We start from the raw sequence: 21,740 nt of genomic DNA, 5'->3' as shown, positions 1-21,740 counted from the left end.
TATTAGGTTTACACTGATCGCGAAAGTCGCGGCTATATTTACTCCCTTAAGAGGAGCTGGTCGCGACGGCACTATCTCTAATTGCCGCAATCGGATTCATTGGACATGCCATGCGGCATGCAATTGCAGATCAGCCTTACGTCCCTGTTCGCAGTTGATCCAGTTTACAGAGCCGCGGGCAGGCTACTTTGAAAGATTGCTGATACCAAATTTATTTCGCTGCTCAGCCAAATCGCTAGCAGAACTCGTGGGACATAAATGCCTGCGGCACTATTGGCTTTTGGCCGCGGGTTGAAATGGTCGAAATCTGTCACGTGGGAATTCAACCTCAGTGATCAAGAAGGCGTTCGATCATGTCCATCATATTCGACATGCTTTACCATGAATACTGTCGTGCCCGCCTCGCCGAAATGCGAAAGCAGCTTTCGATACCCATCATTGGCGAAGTCTTGCAGGCGCCGCCGCAAGACGGCGATCCTTCCGGGCCCCGTGATTGCGGTTGGCCGGCGGAAGCGCCGCCCACCCTCGGGTAGCCGGAGCGCACAATCCCATCGGTTGGCCGGAGGCTAGTCCGGCACGCGCGCGCCTCGGAGCATCCGGGCATCTCATGGGCCTTTGGCCCTTGAGTTCGCGCACGCCGGACAGATCGACAGATGCATGATCGAACCCACACCTCGAAGCGATTGATCGGTGAAACTCCGCCGCAGTTCAGGTCGACCGGTCGCGACCCGCGCATCGACGTCTGCCGCGGGATCGCATTATGGTGGATCTTTCTCGACCACATTCCCAATAACGTCGGAAGCTGGCTGACACTGCGCAACTACGGCTTCTGCGACGCCGCCGAAATATTCATGTTCGTCTCGGGCGTGACCTGCGCGCTGGCCTACGGCAGGACGCGTCAGCGTGACGGCTGGAAGGGCATGATCGGCCGCTCGCTGCGGCGGGGATGGGACATCTATGCCGCGTTCCTCCTGCTTACGCTCGCTTGCGCCGTCCTCATCTACGTCGCCGGCAAGGACCTTGCCGATGAAAGCAATACGCGGGTTCTGTTCGAACGTCCCGGCGCGACGCTTGCGCACGCCGCGATCATGCAATATCGCCCCGTCAACACCGACGTCTTGCCGGTCTTTGTGATCTGTCACGTGCTGTTCGCACCGCTGCTGTGGCTGCTGCTGCGAGCACCAAGCCTGACGCTCGGCCTTTCGTTGTTGCTCTATGCGCTGGTGCACCTCTTCGGCTTGCGCGTTCCTGCCTGGCCCGAGGGCGTCTGGTTCTTCAATCCGCTGGCATGGCAGGTTCTGGTCGTGCTGGGTGCATGGTACGTGATCGAAGGTGAAAAGATCCGGCGATGGGTGACATCGCGCGCCGTTCTGGTTCTTGCCGCTCTCTATCTGGCGTTCGGCCTGGCCCTTGCGCTCGGCCATGCCATCCCGCTGATGCCGCAGACCTGGGCCGATCACGTCTTTCCATTGGACAAATCGAATCTGAGCCCGTTGCGGCTGCTGCATTTTCTGGCTCTAGCGGTCGTCGCGTCGTGGCTCGTTCCCAAGGGCTGGCGGGGGTTGTCGGCGCCGCTGCTGCGCGGTGCGCGGTGTTGCGGCGAGAATTCGCTGCCGATCTATTGCCTCGGCGTTCTGCTGGTGCTCGTCAGTCAATTTGATCTGTTTGACATATCGAACCGGATCTCGACGCAGATCGCGCTCAGCCTTGCCGGCATCTTGATGATGATCGTCGTTGCGGCGCTCTTGAACGCGCTCAGCACCAGGCGCAAGCCCGCGGCGGACGCAGTCGATCGAGACAGGCAGGGCCGCGCTTGCGCCACGGCTGACAGTCGTTCCTACGCGATCGACGTACCGCCCTTGATGAAAGTTTGAATCGTGGCGGAGATTCCGCGGCCGTTGCGTTAGCGACGCACGGAGAAGCCGACGCTTACTCAGGCCGTCCCGCTGCATCGAGGATCAGCCGCGCGATCGGCTCGGGCTGCGAGATCAGCGCGAGATGGCTGGCCTTCACCTCGACCGTGGTAGCGCCCATCCGCTTCGCCATGAAGCGCTCGAGATCCGGATTGATGGTGCGGTCCTCGGTCGAGACGGCGTAGTAGCTCGGCTTGCTGCGCCAGGCCGCGTGGCTGGTCCTGCCGGTGAGCAGTTGCTTGTGGAACGGCTGCTGCACCGCATAGAGCACCTTTGCCTTCGCTGCCGGCAGGTCGCCGGCGAAGTCGCGCAGGAACGCCGCTTCGCTCAACCGGCCTTCGTCGCCATCGAACACGATGCCGGCGCTCGCCGGCGGCGTCGGATAGGTTTTCGCCAGCGCGGTGTAGTCTTCATCAGCATCGGGTGCGCGCGCGGCGACATAGACCAGCGCCGAAACATTCGGATGCACGCCGGCCTCGGTGACGATCATTCCGGAGAAGGAATGGCCGACCAGCACGGTCGGACCGTCCTGACGATCGAGCACACGCTGCGCCGAGGCGACCGCATCCGGCAGCGTGGTCAGCGGATTTTGCACGGCCGTCACATTGAGCCCGGCCGCCTGCAGGCGCGGAATGACCTCGGACCAGCAGGAGCCGTCGGCGAACAGGCCATGCACCAGCACGACATTGCGCGCCTTCACCGGCGGCGTGGTTGCGGCCATGCCGCGCGAGGACACCAGTGACGCCGCAGCGCCGGCCAGCAAGGCGGTCGAGAAAGTGCGTCTGTTCATCATCATGATCAAGGCTCGGAGCGAGGGATTGGAGAAGCGCGCGCACGTGCGGTGAGCGGACACCCTCTCCTACGCACGCAACCGCGCTTGGTTACGCGCGGTGCCGAAGTGACGATCAAGGATCGGTGAACGGAAAGAGGCTGAGCGATGGCATTGGTTTCGTGGTGTGTGCAACTGTGTTGCTCGGGCCAGCCTCAAATTGATCATCTCGCCCGGGGCTTACCCCTCTCCCCGACCCTCCCCCGCAAGGGGGGAGGGAGCCTGATGGCTGTGCCCACCTCACATTGCGTCGATGCATTGCGCGTCAGAATTGCGCGAAAGGATGTGAGGGACGCACCATCGGCAGGGTTCCCTCCCCCCTTGCGGGGGAGGGTTAGGGAGAGGGGTACCGCTTGCTCCGCTACCCGACGAGAGGCCAACAACCAGCTGCTACGGCCACCCGAGCGGGCAATTCGGTCCCTCGCCGGCCCGCTGTTCCCGGCCGTTCCAACGAGATTCGTATTGAACGCTTGGGCTTAGGCAAATTTTAAACCGGTGGGCGTAGGTTACCTCTCGCGAGTTCAGTGGTTGAGAGTTTGTGAGTACGCCATGACAGAACCCCATCGCCCGAGGGTGAAATACGTCATCGGGCCTGACGGCAGCCCGTTAACGATTGCGGATTTGCCGGCCCCCGGTACCAAACGGTGGGTCATCCGCCGCAAGGCCGAAGTTGTCGCTGCGGTTCGCGGCGGCCTGCTCTCCCTCGAGGAGGCCTGCAGCCGCTACACGTTGACCGTCGATGAATTCCTTTCCTGGCAGTTCTCGATCGACCAGCATGGTCTGGCCGGACTGCGCACCACACGTATCCAGCAGTACCGGCAGTAAGTTTCGCCTGAAAAGGTGCATTTGAAGAAAACCGGCCTCGCTTTGCGAAGCCGGTTTTTTTCATGTCCGCGTTTTTGCCGCGGTTCTTAACCTTCGTTAACCATATGGAAACCATACCCTAGGCAATATTTGCCCAGTCGGACCCGTGTGGGCCGAATCCCTGGGGGCCGTTGGTGCAAAGTCTGGTTGCTTTCCTGAGAGGTCTTGGTGCGGCCCGCCTTGCGGCCATGGTTGCGGTCACCGCAGCCCTGATTGGTTTCTTCGCCTTCGTCATCATGCGCGTCACCACGCCGCAGATGACCACCCTCTTCACCGAGCTGTCGACCGAGGATTCCTCGGCCATTATCAAGGAGCTGGAGCGCCAGGCGATCCCGTTCGAGCTGCGCAGCGACGGCGCCGCGATCATGGTGCCGAAGGACAAGGTGACGCGGCTTCGGATGAAGCTCGCCGAGGGCGGCATGCCCAAGGGCGGCGGCGTCGGCTACGAGATCTTCGACAAATCGGACGCGCTCGGCACCACGAGCTTCGTCCAGAACATCAATCACTTGCGGGCGCTGGAGGGCGAACTCGCCCGTACCATCCGCGCCATCGACCGCGTCCAGGCCGCGCGCGTCCACCTCGTGCTGCCGGAAAAGCCGCTGTTCTCGCGCGAGACGCCGGAGCCATCGGCCTCGATCGTGCTCAGGGTGCGCGGCACGCTGGAGCCGCAGCAGATCCGCGCGATCCGCCACGTCGTCGCCTCCGCGGTCAACGGGCTGAAGCCGCAGCGGGTCTCGATCGTCGACGAGGCGGGCCAGCTGCTCGCCGACGGCGCCCAGTCCGACGCCGATGCCGCGGTCGGCGACGAGCGCCGCGCCGCCTTCGAGAAGCGGATGCGCAAGCAGGTCGAGGACATCGTCTCCTCGGTGGTCGGCGCCGGCCGCGCCCGCGTCCAGCTCTCCGCCGACTTCGACTACAACAAGATTACCCAGACCTCGGACAAGTTCGACCCCGAGGGCCGGGTGCTGCGCTCGACCCAGACCCGCGAGGAATCCAGCCTCACCGCCGACAATTCCGGCCAGGTCACCGTCAACAACGAGCTGCCGGGTAACCAGAACCAGGACAACGCCGCCCGCGCCCGCGACCAGAGCAAGAAGAGCGAGGAAACCAACAATTACGAGATTTCCCGCACCACCAAGACCGAGGTGACCGAGGCCGGCCGCGTCAACCGCATCTCGGTCGCGGTGCTGGTCGACGGCGCCTATTCCAAGAACGAAAAAGGCGAGATGGTCTACCAGGACCGCACCAAGGAGCAGCTCGACCGCATCGCCGCCTTGGTCCGCTCCGCGATCGGGTTCGACCAGAAGCGCGGCGACCAGGTCGAGGTCGTCAACCTCCGCTTCGCCGAACCGCCGACCGCACAGCCCATCACCGAGCCCACCGGCCTGCTCGGCATGCTGCAATTCACCAAGGATGACGTGATGTATGTCATCGAGCTCGGCGTCATGATGATGCTCGGCCTGGTCGTGTTGTTCATGGTGGTCCGCCCGCTGGTCAAGCGCATCGTTGCGGCCGACGTCATCCCGGCGCTGGCCGGCGCCGGCCTGCCGGCGCTCGCCGAAGCCCATGCCGAGAGCGCCGGCACGCCCGGCCAGGCGCTGATCCCGAGCGGCAACGGCGCGGCGCAATTGATCGACGTCGCCCAGATCCAGGGCCAGGTCCACGCCCAGGCCGTGCACCGGGTCGGCGAGCTCGCCGAGCGCAATCCGAACGAAACCGTCTCCATCGTCCGTCAATGGCTGAGCGAGCCGGTAGAGAACTGACATGGCCGCCGTACCCCAGACCACCAACGCCAACGACATCGCCACCGTCCTCTCGACGCTGGCGAACCGGCAAAGTGCCCGCCCCAAGGGCAAGCCGCTGCCCGGCCCGAAGCGCGCGGCGATCCTGATGCTCGCACTCGGCGAGCAATATGGCGGCAAGATCTGGTCGATGCTCGACGACGAGGAAGTCCGCGAGCTGTCGGTCCATATGTCGACGCTCGGCACCGTCGAGGCCGACGTGGTCGAGGACCTGATGCTGGAATTCGTCTCGCGGATGTCGGCGTCCGGCGCGCTGATGGGCAATTTCGACGCCACCGAACGGCTGCTGCAGCAATATTTGCCGGCCGAGCGCGTCACCGGCATCATGGACGAGATCCGCGGCCCCGCCGGCCGCAACATGTGGGAGAAGCTCTCCAACGTGCAGGAAGAGGTGCTCGCCAACTACCTCAAGAACGAGTACCCGCAGACCATCGCCGTGGTGCTGTCGAAACTGAAGCCGGAGCACGCCGCGCGCGTGCTCGCGATCCTGCCCGAGGACATCGCACTCGACGTGGTCGGCCGCATGCTGCGGATGGAGGCGGTGCAGAAGGAAGTCATCGAGCGCGTCGAGCAGACGCTGCGCACCGAGTTCATGTCGAACCTGTCGCAGACCCGCCGCCGCGACGCCCATGAGGTGATGGCCGAGATCTTCAACAATTTCGACCGCCAGACCGAGACCCGCTTCATCACCTCGCTGGAAGAGGAAAACCGCGAATCCGCCGAGCGCATCAAGGCGCTGATGTTCACCTTCGACGACCTGATCAAGCTCGATTCCGCCTCGGCCCAGACCCTGATGCGCAACATCGACAAGGACAAGCTCGGCGTCGCGCTGAAGAGCGCCAACGAGGAGGTGCGCAGCTTCTTCCTCGGCAACATGTCGTCGCGCGCCGGCAAGATGCTGATGGACGACATGGCCGCGATGGGCCCGGTGCGGTTGCGCGACGTCGACGAGGCGCAGGCGCTGCTGGTCAACCTCGCCAAGGACCTCGCCGCCCGCGGCGAGATCACCCTGACCAAGAACCGCGCCGACGACGAGCTGGTGTACTGATGGCCGCACCCGCAAAATTCCTGTTCGACACCGACTTCTCGGCGCCGGACCGCGCACGCGAACGCGCGCCGACCCCGGCCGAGGTCGCGCAGAAGGTCGCCGACGCCGAGGCGCGGGCCTATCGCGCCGGCTATGAGGCCGCGCTGCGCGAAGCCAAGGTCGAGAGCGACCGCCGCGCGGCGCAGGCGCTGGAAGAGATCGGCACCGCGATCAAGGGCATCGCCGCCCGCTTTGCCGGCATCGAGATGCGAATGGAGACCGAGGCCGTGGATGTCGCGGTCGCGGTTGCCCGCAAGCTCTGCTCCGAACTTGTGGCGCGCGAGCCGCTCGGCGAGATCACCGCGCTGGTCTCCGACTGCTTCTCGCATCTGGTGGCGACCCCGCATCTGGTGGTCCGCATCAACGACGCGCTCTACGAGGCGGCGCATCACAATATCGAGCAGATGGCGGCGCATTCCGGCTTCCAGGGCCGACTGGTGATCCTGGCCGAGCCGACCATTGCAACGGGCGACTGCCGGATCGAATGGGCCGATGGCGGCGTCGTGCTGGAGCGCGCTGCGATCGAAGGCAAGATCAACGAACTCGTCGGGCGCTATCTGGCGGCCCGCGGCCAGGCCGGCTGAAGGCGATTGAGGGCTGAACCATGAGCGACACCGACACCCAAGTCCCGCTTCCCGATCTCAACGCCGCCGACGCGCCCGGGATCGACGACATCGGCTACAACGAGGACGAAAATGCCGCGCGCATTGCGGCCGACCTTGAGGCCGTGTTCGACGTGCCGGTGCAGGTCTCGGCGGTGCTCGGCCGCTCCAAGATGGACGTCGGCGACCTCCTGAAGCTCGGACCGGGCACCGTGCTCGAACTCGACCGCCGCGTCGGCGAGGCGATCGACATCTACGTCAACAACCGCTTGGTTGCGCGTGGTGAAGTGGTGCTGGTGGAAGACAAGCTCGGCGTGACCATGACCGAAATCATCAAGGCAGAACGCTCTTAAGTGAACTTAGGCGGTAGCGCGCGGAACCTGCGCGACCAGACGAACAGGAGATCATCATGCGGCTTCTCATCGTTGGCACCCTGAAGGGCCAGCTCACGACCGCGACCAAGATCGCGATGGACAACGGCGCCTCGGTAACCCACGCCGAGGCCGCCGAACAGGCGATGAACGTGCTGCGCGGCGGCAAGGGCGCCGACCTGCTGCTGGTCGATGTCAACCTCGACATCCGCGACCTCGTGATGCGGCTCGAAGCCGAGCACATCCACGTTCCGATCGTCGCCTGCGGCATCTCCAACGACGCCCGCGCCGCGGTCGCGGCGATCCATGCCGGCGCCAAGGAATACATCCCGTTGCCGCCGGACCCCGAGTTGATCGCAGCGGTGCTCGCCGCGGTCGCCAACGACGCGCGCGACCTGATCTGGCGCGACGAGGCGATGGGCCGGGTGATCAAGCTGGCGCAGCAGATCGCGGGCTCGGACGCCTCGGTCATGATCACCGGCGAGTCCGGCACCGGCAAGGAAGTGCTGGCGCGCTACGTCCATTCCCGCTCGGCCCGCGCCAAGCGGCCGTTCATCTCGATCAACTGCGCGGCGATCCCGGAGCACCTGCTGGAATCCGAACTGTTCGGCCATGAGAAGGGCGCCTTCACCGGCGCGGTGGCGCGCCGCATCGGCAAGTTCGAGGAGGCGACCGGCGGCACGCTGCTGCTCGACGAAATCTCCGAGATGGACGTGCGGCTTCAATCGAAGCTGCTGCGCGCGATCCAGGAGCGCGTGATCGACCGCGTCGGCGGCACCAAGCCGGTCCCGGTCGACATCCGCATCATCGCGACCTCGAACCGCAATCTGTCGGAGGCGGTGCGCGAGGGCAGCTTCCGCGAGGACCTGCTGTTCCGCCTCAACGTCGTCAATTTGAAGATCCCGCCGCTGCGCGATCGCCCGGCCGACGTCCTCGAACTGGCGCAGCATTTCGCCAAGAAATATGCCGAGGCCAACGGCCTTCCGGTCCGCCCGATCTCGACCGAGGCCCGCCGCGTCCTGACCGCGAACCGCTGGCAGGGCAACGTCCGCGAGCTCGAGAACACCATCCACCGCTCGGTCCTGATGGCGCAGGGCGACGAGATCGGTCCCGACGCGATCCTCACCCCCGATGGCGACCGTCTCGACCTCGCCAAGACCGCCCCCGCGGTGGCGCACGCGACGCTGGCCGCCGAACAGGTCACCCGCGCGCTGGTCGGCCGCACCGTTGCCGACGTCGAACGCGACCTGATCCTGGAAACGCTGAAGCACTGCCTCGGCAACCGCACCCATGCCGCCAACATCCTCGGCATCTCGATCCGCACGCTGCGCAACAAGCTGAACGAATATGCCGACGGCGGCATCCCGATCACCCCGGCGGGCAACGGCGCGCCCGACTATCAGCGCATGGCGAACGCTGGTTGAAGAAGTGGCGGCGGAGCAATCCCGCCGCCTGCCCCGCCTTACGAATAGCTGGGTGCGTCGGGCTTGCGGAAGATCCGGATCGGATCGCCCGGTGTGATCTCGCGGCCGGTGAACGTCACATAGGCATAAAGCGCGAGATAGGCGACGGCGACCGCACCGACGAGATAGAACAGCCAGGTTGCCACGCGCTTCATCGAACCGTCACGTCTCCGAAATCTCGCGCGCTTTTAATGCGTTGATCAACAAAGCGCCACGGCCAACATGCCGCGCTGGCCGGTGATCGCTTGAACTTTGCAGTCCGTTGCCGTATTCAATCTCTTATTGTGCTTTTATTTTAGACAACTGGAGAGTGATATGGCTCTTTGCGCGCAGACCAGCGGCACCCTGTCCACCAACTCCGCGACCCTCACGCCGATGAAAGGCCTCAGCCTGACGATCCCGGAGGGCGTTGGCACCATCGCGGTCATCACCCTCAACGTTCCCAATCCCTACGCGACGGGCAACGATATTCCGGGCGGCGTTTTCGGCGTCACCATCAATGGTACGGCCTCGCCGGTCGTCGCGAGCTTCACCTATAACGACACCCCGTCGAGCTTTGGCCGCATCCCGACCACGCTGGTCGTCGGGATTCCGCTGGTCAATGCGGCTCAGACCATCCAGGCCGTGTGGGCCGGCGTCCGCGGCAGCAACGTAATCATCGACAGCCCGGCGTCGCTGAGTGCAGTCTTCTAGAGGCCGATCCGGACAACCGCCGCGCTAGGCTTCGACTTCGAGCGGCGGACTCCGCTTCACCTCGCCCCGCGTGCGGGGAGAGGGTTGGGGTGAGGGGCGCTTTCCGCGCACCCGGCGATGACCGCATTTGCGGAGGCTCCCCCTCACCCGGAATGCATCTGACGATGCATTCCGACCTCTCCCCGCTAGAGCGGGGCGAGGGAGCGCAATGCCGCCGCGGTCGCTACCCGACCTAATCCTGTCCCGCCCTAGCGCACGCCCCGGGGATGGACGTGACGCGACGGCAGGCTGACCTCGGCCAGCCGCGCGGCGTCTTCGTCATGGTCGATCGCGACATATTCGCCGTGCCAATAGGCGAGCGCAGCGGTTCGTTCCGATGCGATCACGTCGAGCACGCGGCCGATGACGATCGCGTGCGAATGCCGTTCGATAATCTCTTCGACCTCACAGTCGATCGCAGCCAGCGCTCCGACCAGCAACGGAGCGCCTGACGCGCGCGTGGTCCATTCGGCCCCGGTGAAGCGGTCCGCGCCCTTCAGGCCGCCCTTGCCGGTAAAGCGCTCGGCGATGTCGAGCTGATCCGCAGTCAGGATGTTGACGCCGAACACGCCATGGCGTGCGATCAGCGGCCATGACGAGGCCGCGCGGTTGACGCTGACAATCAGCGACGGCGGCTCGACCGACAGCGACGACACCGAGGTCACCGTCATGCCCGAGATGTCCTTTCCACGCCCGGCCGTGATGACGCTGACGCCGCCGGTGAGATGGCGCATCGCGCCGCGAAACTCAGCGGACGCAACCGCTGATGCGATCGAAACATTGCGGACGAGGGAATTCATGGCGACCTCACTGGGTGTCTTCGCTGCCTTCGAGCAGATGCTTCAGGATCTCGCCTTCGAGCGCGGCAAGCTCGGCCGAGCCGCGCCGACGCGGCCGCGGCAGATCGATCGTGACATCCTGCGCGATGCGGCCGTCCTCGATGACCAGCACGCGGTCGGCGAGCGCGACCGCCTCGGCGACGTCGTGCGTCACCAGGATCGCGGTGAAGCCCTGGTCGCGCCAGACCCGCTCCAGCAATTGCTGCATCGAGATCCGGGTCAGCGCGTCGAGCGCGCCGAGCGGCTCGTCGAACGCCAGCACGCGCGGCTGGCTGACCAGCGCCCGCGCCAAAGCCACCCGTTGCTTCTGGCCGCCCGAGAGCACCGACGGCCACTGCCCGCGCTTGTCGCCGAGACCAACCTCGACCAGCGCACGCTCGGCGCGCGCCTGCGCGTCCGCGGACGAGCGCTCGCGCCCCAGCCCGACCTCGACATTGGACAGCACCCGCGCCCAGGGCAGCAGGCGCGGCTCCTGGAACATGACGCGGACGTCCTGCGCCCGCGGCGTCTCGCCAAAGGCGATGCTGCCCGCGGTCGGCGCGTCGAGGCCGGCGACCAGGCGCAGCAGCGTGCTCTTGCCGCAGCCGCTGCGGCCGACGATCGCGACGAACTGGCCCGAGGGAATGTGCAGGTCGATGCCGCGCAGCACCTCATTGTCGCCGAACGATTTGCGCAAGCCGCGAATGGTCAGCGACAGGCCGCGGGTCGCGCCTTCCGATCCCCGCCGCAACTGCCGCGCCTGCACGACGATGTCGGCGCGGTCGACCGGCTCGGCGTCAACGGACTGGAAACGAAGCGCTTCTTGCATGCTCATTCTCACTTCTTCTGGAAAGCCGGGTGCCACGACAGGGTCAATCGCTCCAGCGCCCGCGAGGCGCTGTCGGCGAGCTTGCCGAGCAAGGCGTAGATCAGGATCGAGAGCACGACGACGTCGATCAGCATGAACTCGCGCGCCTGCATCGCCATGTAGCCGAGGCCCGACGACGCTGCGATGGTCTCGGCGACAATCAGCGTCAGCCACATGATGCCGAGCGCAAAGCGCAGGCCGACGAAGATCGAGGGCAGCGCGCCCGGGAAGATCACCCGGCGGAACAGCTCTCCGTCGGTCATCCCGTAGATGCGGCCCATCTCGATCAGCTGCGGATCGACCGTGCGGATCCCGTGCAGCGTGTTGAGATAGATCGGGAAGAACACGCCGAGCGCGACGAGAAAGAGCTTTGCCGACTCGTCGATGCCGAACCACAGGATGACCAGCGGGATCAACGCCAGATGCGGGATGTTGCGCACCATCTGCAGCGTGGTGTCGGTGAGCTTGGCCGACAGTTGCGACAGCCCGTTGGCAAGGCCGAACGCAAAGCCGATGCCGCCGCCGATCACAAAGCCGATCGAGGCACGCCAAAAGCTGACCCAGATGTTGCGGACCAGCTCGCCTGACAACAGCAGCTTCCATCCCGCCAGCGCGACGTCGGTCGGCGCCGGCAGCACCCGCGAGGGCACGAAACCGGTGACGCAGGCAAGCTGCCAGACCAGCACGATCGCCAGCGGCACGATCCAGGGGATCAGGCCGTCGACTTTCGGTAGTTTGGGCGCGCTGGAGCTACTTCCGTTCCGATCGGATCGGAACGGAGCTCCAGATTTTTGTTTTGACGCGTTTTCTTCACGCGAACCGGCGTCCACTTCGCTCGAAAACGCTTTGCGGCGCGGGAGACTGTCGATGAGACTCATGATTGCGATGCCTGTTTCTGCGGCCGATACTCATTGCCGATGGTCTCGCCGAACGGCCCGGTGTTGACCCGGATCGGCGTCACGTTGCCGGGCTGCGCCAGCGACAGCAGCGGGAACACCAGTTCGGCGAAGCGATAGGCCTCCTCGAGATGCGGGTAACCCGACATGATGAAGGTATCGACGCCGACGTCCTGATACTCCTTGATCCGCGCCGCAACGGTCTCCGGATCGCCGACCAGCGCGGTGCCCGCGCCGCCACGCACCAGGCCGACGCCGGCCCAGAGGTTGGGGCTGATCTCGAGCTGGTCGCGGCGGCCTCCATGCAGCTGCGCCATGCGCTGCTGGCCGACCGAGTCCATCCGCGAAAAGATCTTTTGCGCGGCAGCGATGGTATCGTCGGTGACGTACTGGATCAGCTCATCGGCGGCGCGCCACGCCTCGGCGTTGGTCTCGCGCACGATCACATGCAGGCGGATACCGAACGAGAGCTTGCGGCCGCGCTGCGCGGCCACGGCCTTGACCTTGGCGATCTTCTCGGCGACCTGCGCCGGCGGCTCGCCCCAGGTCAGATATTTGTCGACGGTGTCGACCGCGACGTCGATGCCGGCGTCCGACGAGCCGCCGAAATACAGCGGCGGCCGCGGCGATTGCACCGGATTGAACAGCAGGCGGCCGTCCTCGATCTGGATGTGCTTGCCTTCGACATTGACCGTCTTGCCGGCCAAGAGATCGCTGTAGACGTTGAGGAACTCGCGGGTCACCGCATAGCGCTCGTCATGGTCGAGGAAGATGCCGTCGCCCTTGTTCTCGACCGGATCGCCGCCGGTGACGACGTTGATCAGAAGACGGCCGTTCGACAGCCGGTCCAGCGTCGCGGTCATGCGCGCGGCGACGCTCGGCGATTGCAGGCCGGGCCTGACCGCCACAAGATAGCGCAGGCGCTCGGTCCAGGGCGCGACGGCCGATGCCACCACCCAGGAGTCCTCGCAGCTCCGTCCCGTCGGCAGCAGCACCCCGTAGTAGCCGAGCTGGTCGGCAGCCTGCGCGATCTGGCGCAGATAGTTGAAGTTCACCTCGCGGCCGCCGATCGACGTGCCGAGATAGCGGCTGTCGCCGTGGGTCGGCAGGAACCAGAGGATGTTGGCGTTGGTTGGGGTGCTCACGTGCCCGGCCTCCATGCGACGTCGGAAATCTTGATGTGTTTGGGGATCAGGCCGAGCGCGAAGAACGTGTCGGCGACCTGTTGCTGATCCGCGATCACGCTATCGGTGACCGGCTTGATGCCGTAGGCCTGCCGCTTCAGCGCGACCTCCACCACCGGCACCGACAGGCCGATGCTCGGCGCCAGCTGTTCGGCGACGGCGTGGATGTCGCCCTTGGCCCAGTCGTCGACCTCGCTGAGCTGCGCCAGCACGAGCTCGACGATCTTCGGATCGGCCTGCAGGAACTTCTTCGAGGAGAAATAGAACTGATAATTGGCGACGACGCCGGTGCCGTCAGCGACGGTGCGTGCGCCGGTCGCCGCCTCTGCCGCGGCCTGGAACGGATCCCAGATCACCCAGGCATCGACCACGCCGCGCTCGAACGCCGCGCGCGCATCGGCCGGCGCCAGGAACACCGGCTCGATCTCGGAATATTTGACCCCGGCTTTCTCCAGCGCCTTCACCAGCAGATAATGGACGTTGGAGCCCTTGTTCAGCGCGACCTTCTTGCCCCTGAGATCAGTGACCGATTTGATCGGGCTGTCCTTCGGCACCAGGATCGCCTCGCCCTTCGGCGCCGGCGGCTCGTAGGCGACATACTGGATCGGCGCACCTGCGGCCTGCGCGAAGATCGGCGGCGCCTCGCCGGTGTTGCCGAAATCGATCGCGCCGACGTTGAGCGCCTCGAGCAGCGGCGGGCCGGACGGAAACTCGGTCCAGACGACCGAGTAGCCGACCGCTTTCAACTTCTCCTCGAGCGAGCCCTTGCTCTTGAGCAGCACCAGCTTGCCGTATTTCTGGAAGCCGATGCGGACGACCTTGTCTTGACCATAGGAGGCGCCGACGCTCGCAGCGACGATGCTGATCGACAGCACCGCGCGGGCGACCCAGCGTCGAAACAAACGCGTCATGGGAATATCCTTTGCATTGAATTGACCAAACGCGCGCCGATCAGGTCTGGGTGTTGCGCCAGACGATGTCGCGGATCGCGATCTGCTTCGGGATCAGGCCGAGCTTGAAGAAGCGGTCGGCGACGCCCTGCTGGGTTGCAATCACGTCATCGGTCACGGGACCGACCGAGAAGCCGGCCCGCCGCGCCGCAATGGTCTGGATGTCGAGCGGCACGCCGGTGACGGCGGCCAACGATTTCGCGACGTCATCGGGATGCGCCTCGGCCCATTTCGCCGTCGACGTCGTGACATCGACGATCTGCTGCAGAAGCGCGCTGTGCTTGTTCGCGAAGTCACGATTGGCGATGTAAAACGCGTTGGTCTTGGTGACGTCGCGGGTGTTGATCAGGATGCGGCCGTTCTGTTTGGTCTCGGCGATCGCGAAATACGGATCCCAGATCGCCCAGGCGTCGATGCCGCCATTGGCAAACGCGGGACCGGCGTCCGGCGGCGTCAGATAGACCGGCGTGATGTCGTCATAGGTCAGCCCCGCCTTCTCCAGCGTCTGGATCACGACGTTATGGGCGCTGGATCCCTTGGTGAAGCCGACACGCTTGCCCTTGAGACCGGCGATATCAGTGATTGCCGAATTCTGCGCCACCAGGATGCCCGACCCGTTGATGATCGGCTGAGCCGCGGCGTAGACGATGGCGGCACCTGCAGCCTGCGCGAAGATCGGCGGGGAATCGCCGACCGAGCCGTAATCGACGCTGCCGACATTCATCGCTTCCATCATCGGCGGACCCGAGGAGAACTCGACCCATTTCACGCTGATGCCCTGCGGCCTGAAATGATTTTCCAAGGCCTCGCGCTGGCGCGTGACAACGAGCACGCCGTTCTTCTGGTAGCCGATACGAATTTCCTTCGTGTCCGCCTGCGCCTGCGCGCGCCGTGACAGCGCCGCAGCGGCGGCTGTGACGAGCGACAGCTGGAGGAACTCACGACGCTTCATTCCAAGACTCTCCTGACGATCAAGCGCGCACTCGCGCTGCACGATCATGCGACGTCAGGATGATGGGGCGCGCGAATGAAGCTGTCGAGCACCGTACAAAAATAGCGATGCCTGCACTTCGGTGCGGGCATCACGCATGCGATTTCTTTTAAAGCGCTGAGCGCGTGTAGCGAATTATTTTCCTCACGAGATCGCGAGGTCGCTGCACATTAATTGCTCAGCCTGCGGCGGCGGTTTTCGGGCCGACATTGACCGCGAGTTTACCATAGCGGTCCGAGAACGCCTGGGTGTCGATCTCCTCGAGCTGGATCGAGCCGTCGAGCACACCCTTCTTCCAGGCATCGTGCTCGGGATCGTGCTGGAACTCGGGCATCACTTCCTTGCCGAACAGCTCGAGCGACTCGCAGATGTGCTCATGCGTGTTCTTGCCGGCCTGGTTGAGCAGGATCACCTGGTCGATATGCGAGGCGCGGAAGCGGCGCAGCTTCTTGCGCAAGGTCTCCGGCGAGCCGATCAGGCCGCCGCGCAGCGCGGCCTCCTGCGCTTCCGGATTCTCGCGCTTCCACTTGTTGTACTCGTCCCACATGTTGACGGTGCCGGGCGCCGGGCGCTGCCGGTTCTGCGCCTGGCCGTAATAGCGCAGCGCGAACTGGAAGAAGGTCGCGCCGTCGGCGCGCCGGCGCGCCTCCTCGTCGGTCTCGGCGCACATGAAGAACGAGACCAGCGCCATGTTCGGATTGATCTCGTAGTCGGCGAGCTTGTTCAGCCGCTTGGTGATCGCGTTGTAATAGGCATGCACCCAGGCATGCGCCGCCTCGGCGCTGACGAACTGGAAGCCGAGCGCGCCGAATCCGTTCTGCCCGGCGCGTTCGATCGTCGGCAACTGCGAGCACGCCATCCAGAGCGGCGGATGCGGCTTCTGCACCGGCTTCGGCACGACGTTGCGCAGTGGGATATCGAAATACTTGCCGTGATGCTCGGTGCCGACCTTGGTGAACATCGGGAAGATCGCTTGCACGGCTTCCTCGAACACCTCGCGCTTGGTCTCCATGTCGCGACCGAACGGCGTCAGCTCGGTGATCGAGGCGCTCTCGCCCATGCCGAACTCGCAGCGTCCGTTGCTGAGCAGATCGAGCACCGCGATCCGCTCGGCGACGCGCGCGGGATGATTGGTGGTGAGCTGGAAGATGCCGTGGCCGAGCCGGATGTTTTTGGTGCGCTGGCTGGCGGCCGCGAGGAAGGATTCCGGCGCCGGCGAGTGCGAATATTCCTCGAGGAAGTGATGCTCGACGACCCAGGCGTAGTCGTAAGCGAGCCGGTCGGCGGTCTCCAATTGTGTCAGCGCGTTCTGGTAGAGGCGGAGCTCGTCGCCGTCGTTCCAGGGGCGCGGCAGTTGCAGCTCGTAAAAGATGCCAAATTTCATGGCGTCATCACTCCCAAGGTCCGTCCCCGACCATTTGTTGTTTTCGGTCAGTCTAGTGGCGGAGAAGGCCAAGTCCAGCCACGGGGGCGAAACTCCAATTCCGTGCGGCGGGAGACGGCTTGCCTGGAACGCATGAATGTTTAGCTTGTGCTGGTATGAGTCGCGGCGCTATCGGTCGCGCGCTCCTTACCTCCGAAAGCCTCATGACCACCTTTACGCCGCATCAGGATTCCGCGCTGAAAGCCGTTGCCGATTGGCTGCAAGCCAAGCCGGGCAAGAACGGCACGCCGCCGGTGTTCCGCCTGTTCGGCTATGCCGGAACCGGCAAGACCACGCTCGCCCAGCACATCGCCGAGGGCGTCGACGGCGAGGTGAAGTTCGCAGCCTTCACCGGCAAGGCGGCGCTGGTGATGCGCAACAAGGGCTGCGACAGCGCCTCGACGATTCACTCGCTGATCTACCGCGCCCGCGAATCCGGCGTCGAGCAGCCGAGCTTTGAACTCTGGGACGACGCGCCGGCCTCGAAGGCCAAGCTGATCGTGATCGACGAATGCTCGATGGTCGACGCCGAGCTCGGCCGCGACCTGATGTCGTTCGACTGCCCGCTGCTGGTGCTCGGCGATCCCGCGCAATTGCCGCCGATCCAGGGCGGCGGCTTCTTCACCGATGCCGAGCCGGACGCGATGCTGACCGAGGTGCATCGCCAGGCGCAGGACGATCCGATCGTGCGGATGTCGATGGATATCCGCGAAGGCCGCGAGCTCGAGATCGGCCGCCATGGCGAGAGCGAGGTGGTGTCGCGCAAGGAGCTCGATCCGGACCGTGTGATGAGCGCCGACCAGGTGCTGGTCGGCCGCAATAACACCCGCCGCGCCTATAACATGCGGGTGCGGCAGCGCCTGAACCTCGAGGATCCGCTTCCCGTTGCCGGCGACAAGCTGGTCTGCCTGCGCAACAACCGCAAGAAGGGCCTGTTCAACGGCGGGCTGTGGCGGGTCAAGGCGCGGGCGCAGTCGAAATCCAAGATCATCACCATGCGCGTGATGCCGGACGAGGATTTCGGCTACAAGGTCACCAAGGTTTCGGTGCGCGGCGAATGCTTCGACGGCGGCGTCGAGGGCGTGCCATGGGAGCAGCGCAAGCCCTATGACGAGTTCGACTACGGCTATGTGCTGACCGTGCACAAATCGCAGGGCTCGCAATGGGACGACGTCGTGCTGTTCGACGAGAGCTTTGCGTTCCAGGACTCGCGGGCACGGTGGCTCTACACCGGCATCACGCGGGCGGCGAAGCGGCTCAGCATCGTGGTGTGAAAGTCCCGCAGGCGCCGACGTCATCCTGACAGCAGGTCAGCGTATGGCTCGCAGGCGGCACCAACATTCAGCGTCGTCCTGGCGAAAGCCAGGACCCATTACCCCGGCTGCTTGTTGTTGCGGACGCTGGGGCCACGATCCCGCCTACAGTTAGATTTGGTGGTTATGGGTCCTGGCTTTCGCCATGACGACGGGCGTGGGGGAGGCCGCGGGCAAAAATCCATCACTGTCATCCCTGAACCTCGCTGATTTCCCTCACGAAACCGTGTGGCCGGCGCCGTAACAAAACGTCCCCTTACCCGTATTTTGAAGCGTCAGAGCGGTCCGGCCCGATTTGCCAATGCCGGCTCCCGCTCTAGACTGGCCCCCAATTGCGATCCCACGAGGAACCCATGCCCAAAAGCTCCCTCAGCCGCGTCTCGCTCTGCGCCGCCGCGATCGGCGCGCTGGCCGTCGCCGCTTTCGCCGTTGCGCCCTCGCTTGCCGCCGAGGACGCCGTGATCATCCCGCCGCCTGCCGCGAGCGCACCGGAGACCGGCATCAAGACCGCGGTACTCGCCGGCGGCTGCTTCTGGGGTGTGCAGGGCGTGTTCCAGCACACCGCCGGCATCGTCAGCGCGGTGTCGGGCTACTCCGGCGGCAGCAAGGCGAACGCCGACTACGAGAAGGTGTCGACCGGCACCACCGGCCACGCCGAGTCGGTCGAGATCAAGTACGACCCGCAGAAGATCTCCTATGGCAAGATCCTGCAGATCTTCTTCTCCGTCGTGCACGACCCGACCCAGCTGAACCGCCAGGGCCCTGACTCCGGCACGCAATATCGCTCGGCGATCTTCACCACCAGCGACGAGCAGAAGAAGGTGGCGGACGCCTATATCGCCCAGCTCAACGCGGCCAAGGTCTACAACAAGCCGATCGTCACCAAGGTCGGCGCGCTGGAGGCGTTCTACCCGGCGGAGGGCTACCACCAGGACTATCTGACGCTGCACCCGAACCAACCCTATATTGCGTATAACGACATCCCGAAGGTCGAGAACCTGAAGAAGATCTTCGTGGAGAACTACATCGAGAAGCCGACGCTGGTGAGCAGCAGCAAGGTCACCAACTGAGGCAATGCTTCCCGTCATTGCGAGCGAAGCGAAGCAATCCATGCCGCAGCGAGCGGAGAAATGGATTGCTTCGTCGCTTCGCTCCTCTCAATGACGATCAAACCAAGGGAGTTTCCATGTCCGATACCAAAACCGACGGCAAGGTCCGCAAGAGCGAGGCCGAGTGGCGCAAGGAGTTGTCGCCGATGCAGTACGCCGTGCTGCGCGAGAAAGCGACCGAGCGGCCCTTCACCGGCGAATATGAGCATGATCCGCGCAAGGGCACCTATGTCTGCGCCGGCTGCGGGCAGACGTTGTTCGAGTCCGACCAGAAGTTCGATTCCGGCTGCGGCTGGCCGAGCTTCTCCAAGCCTGCGGTCGAGAGCCATGTCGACGAGGAGCGCGACATGAGCCACGGCATGATCCGCACCGAGGTGCTGTGCTCGAAATGCGACGGCCATCTCGGCCACGTCTTCAATGACGGCCCCGGCCCGACCGGCCTGCGCTACTGCATCAACTCGGCGGCGCTGAAGCTCGACGAGGAGAAGTAGCGGCCGCCAGACGCGAGGCTCGACCCGCATGTGACCGGCCGAGCTGAATAATCGGCCCGATCCGTCGAACGTTTGCTCCGCCCCGCGCGACCAAGAACCGGTCGCGCGGGGTTTTGCTTTGGCGCGGCCGTGCTTCCGCGCGCTTCAACATAAGGAAATTTTGATGTCACCGATTTCTGGAAAGCTCTTGTTCGGTCTCGGTCTTGCCGGCGTCATCATGGCAAGCGCGGTCAGCGGGCCTGCGTCCGCTGCCGACCTCGCGCAGGTCGAGGGCCAGAACGCCGGCGGCATCGCCAAGATGCTGGTCGCCAAGGGCTCGATGAGCGTCTGGCAGTACGCGGTGCACAAATCCGCCTCAGGCGATCTCGAACAGGCGCCGCTGCACAAGGTCGGCCTGATCGCCAGCCACTCGCTACGGGTCGAGCCCTACCCGACCCCGCTGAAGGTGCTTCCGATAGACGAAAGCAGGAAGTAGCCGCCCCGGCGGCCAACAACATCCTCGTGATCGGCGTGCAGCCTTAACGACTCGCGCCCCGGAATGTGCTTTGCTTGGAACCTGCGGGGCCATAGGCGTCTCGCCGTGCGGCTGCCGCCTGTTCTGAGGAGGGCGCCATGTCGCTTGGACTGATCCTCATCATCGTTCTGCTGGTTATCCTGCTGGGCGGCTATAGCGGCCGGATCCGGGGCTATGGCTATGGGCTCGGCCACTCCGGAATGGGCCTTTTCGGGGTGATTTTGATCGTGGTCGCGATCCTGGCCTGGCTCGACAAGATTTGACGGTCGTAAGCCATTGAAGTAAATAGATTTATTTGACCGCGCGCGGTGCCATGCGCGGATTCAGCATGTGCTCTGCCCGGGCCGCTTCTGGGGTCGCATTTTTGTCAAAGAGGCCTATATTAGGGATCGAAATGACATGTACGGCGCGCCGCCGAGTATAGGTCGCCGTCCCCCAAAATCCCTTTCGCCGCTCTATGCCAAGAACACAAGAGGTCGTCGACCATGCGTCCCCTGCGTCCGTTCAACTATAATACGTCCGCCGAACTGTTCCCTGCCGCGATCCGCAAGAAGAAGCGGGCGGGCTTCGCCTATCGCCGTTTCGGCACTGCCGCCGAAGCCGTGCGCTTTGCGATGGAAGAGCTGCCGGCCGACTCGCTGAACGGCGCCTATCTCCAGGTCGAGGAAGCCCGTTTCGACCAGAACGGCATCCGCTCGCTGTATGAGAGCGAAGGCTTCCCGCTGCCGCGCCGTCCGCGCGCCGAGCCGGCCCAGACCGACGCCGACGCCGCATAAGCTTTTCTAGCCCTCGCTTAACGAAAAGCCCTCGGACCGATCCGGGGGCTTTTGTTTTGGGGAGTCTCTTTCGCGAACAATCCGATCGGAAAGCCGCTGCATGCTTTTCCGGATTATTCGCGCCTCGGCTGCTTGTCGAGCCAGCGCCGCAGCATCCGCACATTGCGGATATTGGCGCGGAACATGACGTCGAAGGCATCGCCTGCCACCGGCACCATGCCGACCACGCCGTCGACGGCGACATTGGCCAGCATCCGCGCGGTGATGTGCCACGGCGCGCCCAGCAGACGGGCCTCGCGCACCAGCCACAGCGAGATCGCTGTCGTGATGATATCGCCGATCACCGGGATCAGGCCGATCAGGCCGTCGATGCCGTAGCGGACATTGGTGCCCGGCACGACGAAGGCGACGTCGAGCAGCTTCGCGATCATCTCCAGCCGCTGAAGCCGCTGCTCACGCGTCAGATTGCCGAACGGATTGGCACTGGAGTTGCGGAAGTCGAACTGGAAGCCTTGCTGAAAGCTTTGGAACTGCGGATGCAGCGGGCCATCGGCGAGCTCGCGCCCGTCCTGATCGATGACCTTGCTGCGCGCCTGCGCGCCGCCGAAGGGCGGCCGCGATCGCGTGGCGTTGGGCGTGAAGATGTCGTCCTCAGTCATGGCCATCACATGGTAACGCAGGCAAGCGGTTCAAGTTGCGTCACATTACCACTGTGTCACGTTGAAGGTCCGTTACCTTCGCGTT

General features: G+C 64.5%; 24 protein-coding genes. 14 read left to right on the top strand and 10 right to left on the bottom strand.

Annotation, left to right across the window (positions count from 1 at the left end; genetic code table 11):
- Positions 1–653: 653 nt before the first annotated feature.
- Entirely contained in the window at positions 654–1,874 is a 1,221-nt protein-coding gene (locus tag FNJ47_RS13220; protein WP_163153648.1) for an OpgC family protein, read from the top strand.
- Positions 1,875–1,929: 55 nt separating this feature from the next.
- Here the strand turns inward: FNJ47_RS13220 and FNJ47_RS13215 are convergent, their stop codons facing one another.
- Complete coding sequence (locus tag FNJ47_RS13215) at positions 1,930–2,709, bottom strand: alpha/beta fold hydrolase (protein WP_163153647.1); 780 nt, start codon at positions 2,707–2,709, stop codon at positions 1,930–1,932.
- 582 nt (positions 2,710–3,291) lie between these two features.
- Between FNJ47_RS13215 and sciP the strand changes: the two genes are divergently transcribed.
- The 6 genes from sciP to flbD all read left to right on the top strand — a co-directional run bounded on the left by sciP (position 3,292) and on the right by flbD (position 8,892).
- A complete protein-coding gene (sciP, locus tag FNJ47_RS13210) occupies positions 3,292–3,567 on the top strand; it encodes a CtrA inhibitor SciP (protein WP_002714638.1) in 276 nt (91 codons plus the stop codon).
- 173 nt (positions 3,568–3,740) lie between these two features.
- The gene (gene fliF, locus FNJ47_RS13205; RefSeq protein ID WP_163153645.1) at positions 3,741–5,369 is read left to right on the top strand and encodes a flagellar basal-body MS-ring/collar protein FliF; all 1,629 of its coding nucleotides are present in this window, start codon (positions 3,741–3,743) and stop codon (positions 5,367–5,369) included.
- A 1-nt stretch (position 5,370) separates the two neighbouring features.
- Positions 5,371–6,456: a flagellar motor switch protein FliG gene (gene fliG, locus FNJ47_RS13200; protein WP_021077001.1), complete on the top strand. Its 1,086-nt coding sequence runs from the start codon at positions 5,371–5,373 to the stop codon at positions 6,454–6,456.
- Positions 6,456–7,079, top strand: coding sequence for a FliH/SctL family protein (locus FNJ47_RS13195; RefSeq protein WP_163153643.1), 624 nt, complete (start codon positions 6,456–6,458; stop codon positions 7,077–7,079). Before fliG ends, FNJ47_RS13195 begins: the two co-directional genes overlap by 1 nt.
- Positions 7,080–7,099: 20 nt before the next feature.
- Entirely contained in the window at positions 7,100–7,450 is a 351-nt protein-coding gene (gene fliN / locus FNJ47_RS13190; protein ID WP_050631817.1) for a flagellar motor switch protein FliN, read from the top strand.
- Positions 7,451–7,506: 56 nt separating this feature from the next.
- Entirely contained in the window at positions 7,507–8,892 is a 1,386-nt protein-coding gene (flbD, locus tag FNJ47_RS13185; protein ID WP_163153641.1) for a sigma-54-dependent transcriptional regulator FlbD, read from the top strand.
- Between the two features lie 38 nt (positions 8,893–8,930).
- Here the strand turns inward: flbD and FNJ47_RS49835 are convergent, their stop codons facing one another.
- Positions 8,931–9,086 carry a hypothetical protein gene (locus tag FNJ47_RS49835; protein WP_165445668.1) on the bottom strand — a complete coding sequence of 52 codons (156 nt, stop codon included), beginning with the start codon at positions 9,084–9,086 and terminating at the stop codon, positions 8,931–8,933.
- Positions 9,087–9,246: 160 nt separating this feature from the next.
- Between FNJ47_RS49835 and FNJ47_RS13180 the strand changes: the two genes are divergently transcribed.
- Complete coding sequence (locus tag FNJ47_RS13180) at positions 9,247–9,624, top strand: hypothetical protein (RefSeq protein ID WP_163153639.1); 378 nt, start codon at positions 9,247–9,249, stop codon at positions 9,622–9,624.
- A 248-nt stretch (positions 9,625–9,872) separates the two neighbouring features.
- Here FNJ47_RS13180 and FNJ47_RS13175 read toward each other — a convergent pair whose 3' ends face one another.
- The 7 genes from FNJ47_RS13175 to FNJ47_RS13145 all read right to left on the bottom strand — a co-directional run bounded on the left by FNJ47_RS13175 (position 9,873) and on the right by FNJ47_RS13145 (position 16,754).
- Complete coding sequence (locus FNJ47_RS13175; protein WP_163153637.1) at positions 9,873–10,463, bottom strand: flavin reductase family protein; 591 nt, start codon at positions 10,461–10,463, stop codon at positions 9,873–9,875.
- 7 nt (positions 10,464–10,470) lie between these two features.
- Positions 10,471–11,310: an ATP-binding cassette domain-containing protein gene (locus FNJ47_RS13170; protein ID WP_163153665.1), complete on the bottom strand. Its 840-nt coding sequence runs from the start codon at positions 11,308–11,310 to the stop codon at positions 10,471–10,473.
- 8 nt (positions 11,311–11,318) lie between these two features.
- A complete protein-coding gene (locus FNJ47_RS13165) occupies positions 11,319–12,065 on the bottom strand; it encodes an ABC transporter permease subunit (protein ID WP_163153663.1) in 747 nt (248 codons plus the stop codon).
- A 158-nt stretch (positions 12,066–12,223) separates the two neighbouring features.
- Positions 12,224–13,405, bottom strand: coding sequence for an FMNH2-dependent alkanesulfonate monooxygenase (gene ssuD / locus FNJ47_RS13160; protein ID WP_163153635.1), 1,182 nt, complete (start codon positions 13,403–13,405; stop codon positions 12,224–12,226).
- Positions 13,387–14,340 (bottom strand): sulfonate ABC transporter substrate-binding protein, encoded by a 954-nt coding sequence (locus FNJ47_RS13155; RefSeq protein WP_163153633.1) that lies wholly within the window; start codon positions 14,338–14,340, stop codon positions 13,387–13,389. Before FNJ47_RS13155 ends, ssuD begins: the two co-directional genes overlap by 19 nt.
- Positions 14,341–14,380: 40 nt before the next feature.
- Positions 14,381–15,331: an aliphatic sulfonate ABC transporter substrate-binding protein gene (locus FNJ47_RS13150; protein WP_163153631.1), complete on the bottom strand. Its 951-nt coding sequence runs from the start codon at positions 15,329–15,331 to the stop codon at positions 14,381–14,383.
- A gap of 217 nt (positions 15,332–15,548) precedes the next feature.
- Positions 15,549–16,754 (bottom strand): LLM class flavin-dependent oxidoreductase, encoded by a 1,206-nt coding sequence (locus FNJ47_RS13145; protein WP_163153629.1) that lies wholly within the window; start codon positions 16,752–16,754, stop codon positions 15,549–15,551.
- A 203-nt stretch (positions 16,755–16,957) separates the two neighbouring features.
- Here FNJ47_RS13145 and FNJ47_RS13140 point away from each other — a divergent pair, with 203 nt between their 5' ends.
- The 6 genes from FNJ47_RS13140 (at position 16,958) to FNJ47_RS13115 (ending at position 20,996) form a co-directional block, all read left to right on the top strand.
- Positions 16,958–18,067, top strand: coding sequence for an ATP-dependent DNA helicase (locus FNJ47_RS13140; protein WP_163153627.1), 1,110 nt, complete (start codon positions 16,958–16,960; stop codon positions 18,065–18,067).
- Between the two features lie 392 nt (positions 18,068–18,459).
- Complete coding sequence (gene msrA, locus FNJ47_RS13135) at positions 18,460–19,176, top strand: peptide-methionine (S)-S-oxide reductase MsrA (protein ID WP_163153625.1); 717 nt, start codon at positions 18,460–18,462, stop codon at positions 19,174–19,176.
- Between the two features lie 116 nt (positions 19,177–19,292).
- Positions 19,293–19,706: a peptide-methionine (R)-S-oxide reductase MsrB gene (gene msrB / locus FNJ47_RS13130; protein WP_163153623.1), complete on the top strand. Its 414-nt coding sequence runs from the start codon at positions 19,293–19,295 to the stop codon at positions 19,704–19,706.
- Between the two features lie 163 nt (positions 19,707–19,869).
- The gene (locus FNJ47_RS13125) at positions 19,870–20,181 is read left to right on the top strand and encodes a hypothetical protein (protein WP_163153621.1); all 312 of its coding nucleotides are present in this window, start codon (positions 19,870–19,872) and stop codon (positions 20,179–20,181) included.
- Between the two features lie 137 nt (positions 20,182–20,318).
- Positions 20,319–20,483, top strand: coding sequence for a DUF3309 family protein (locus FNJ47_RS13120; RefSeq protein ID WP_163153619.1), 165 nt, complete (start codon positions 20,319–20,321; stop codon positions 20,481–20,483).
- Between the two features lie 222 nt (positions 20,484–20,705).
- The gene (locus FNJ47_RS13115) at positions 20,706–20,996 is read left to right on the top strand and encodes a hypothetical protein (RefSeq protein WP_163153617.1); all 291 of its coding nucleotides are present in this window, start codon (positions 20,706–20,708) and stop codon (positions 20,994–20,996) included.
- Between the two features lie 113 nt (positions 20,997–21,109).
- Here FNJ47_RS13115 and FNJ47_RS13110 read toward each other — a convergent pair whose 3' ends face one another.
- Positions 21,110–21,661, bottom strand: coding sequence for a DUF4112 domain-containing protein (locus tag FNJ47_RS13110; protein ID WP_163153615.1), 552 nt, complete (start codon positions 21,659–21,661; stop codon positions 21,110–21,112).
- Positions 21,662–21,740 lie beyond the last annotated feature (79 nt).

It is taken from the genome of Bradyrhizobium uaiense (genome assembly GCF_010811875.1).
Lineage (GTDB): Bacteria > Pseudomonadota > Alphaproteobacteria > Rhizobiales > Xanthobacteraceae > Bradyrhizobium > Bradyrhizobium uaiense.
This window is presented reverse-complemented; position numbering and strand designations above follow the sequence as displayed.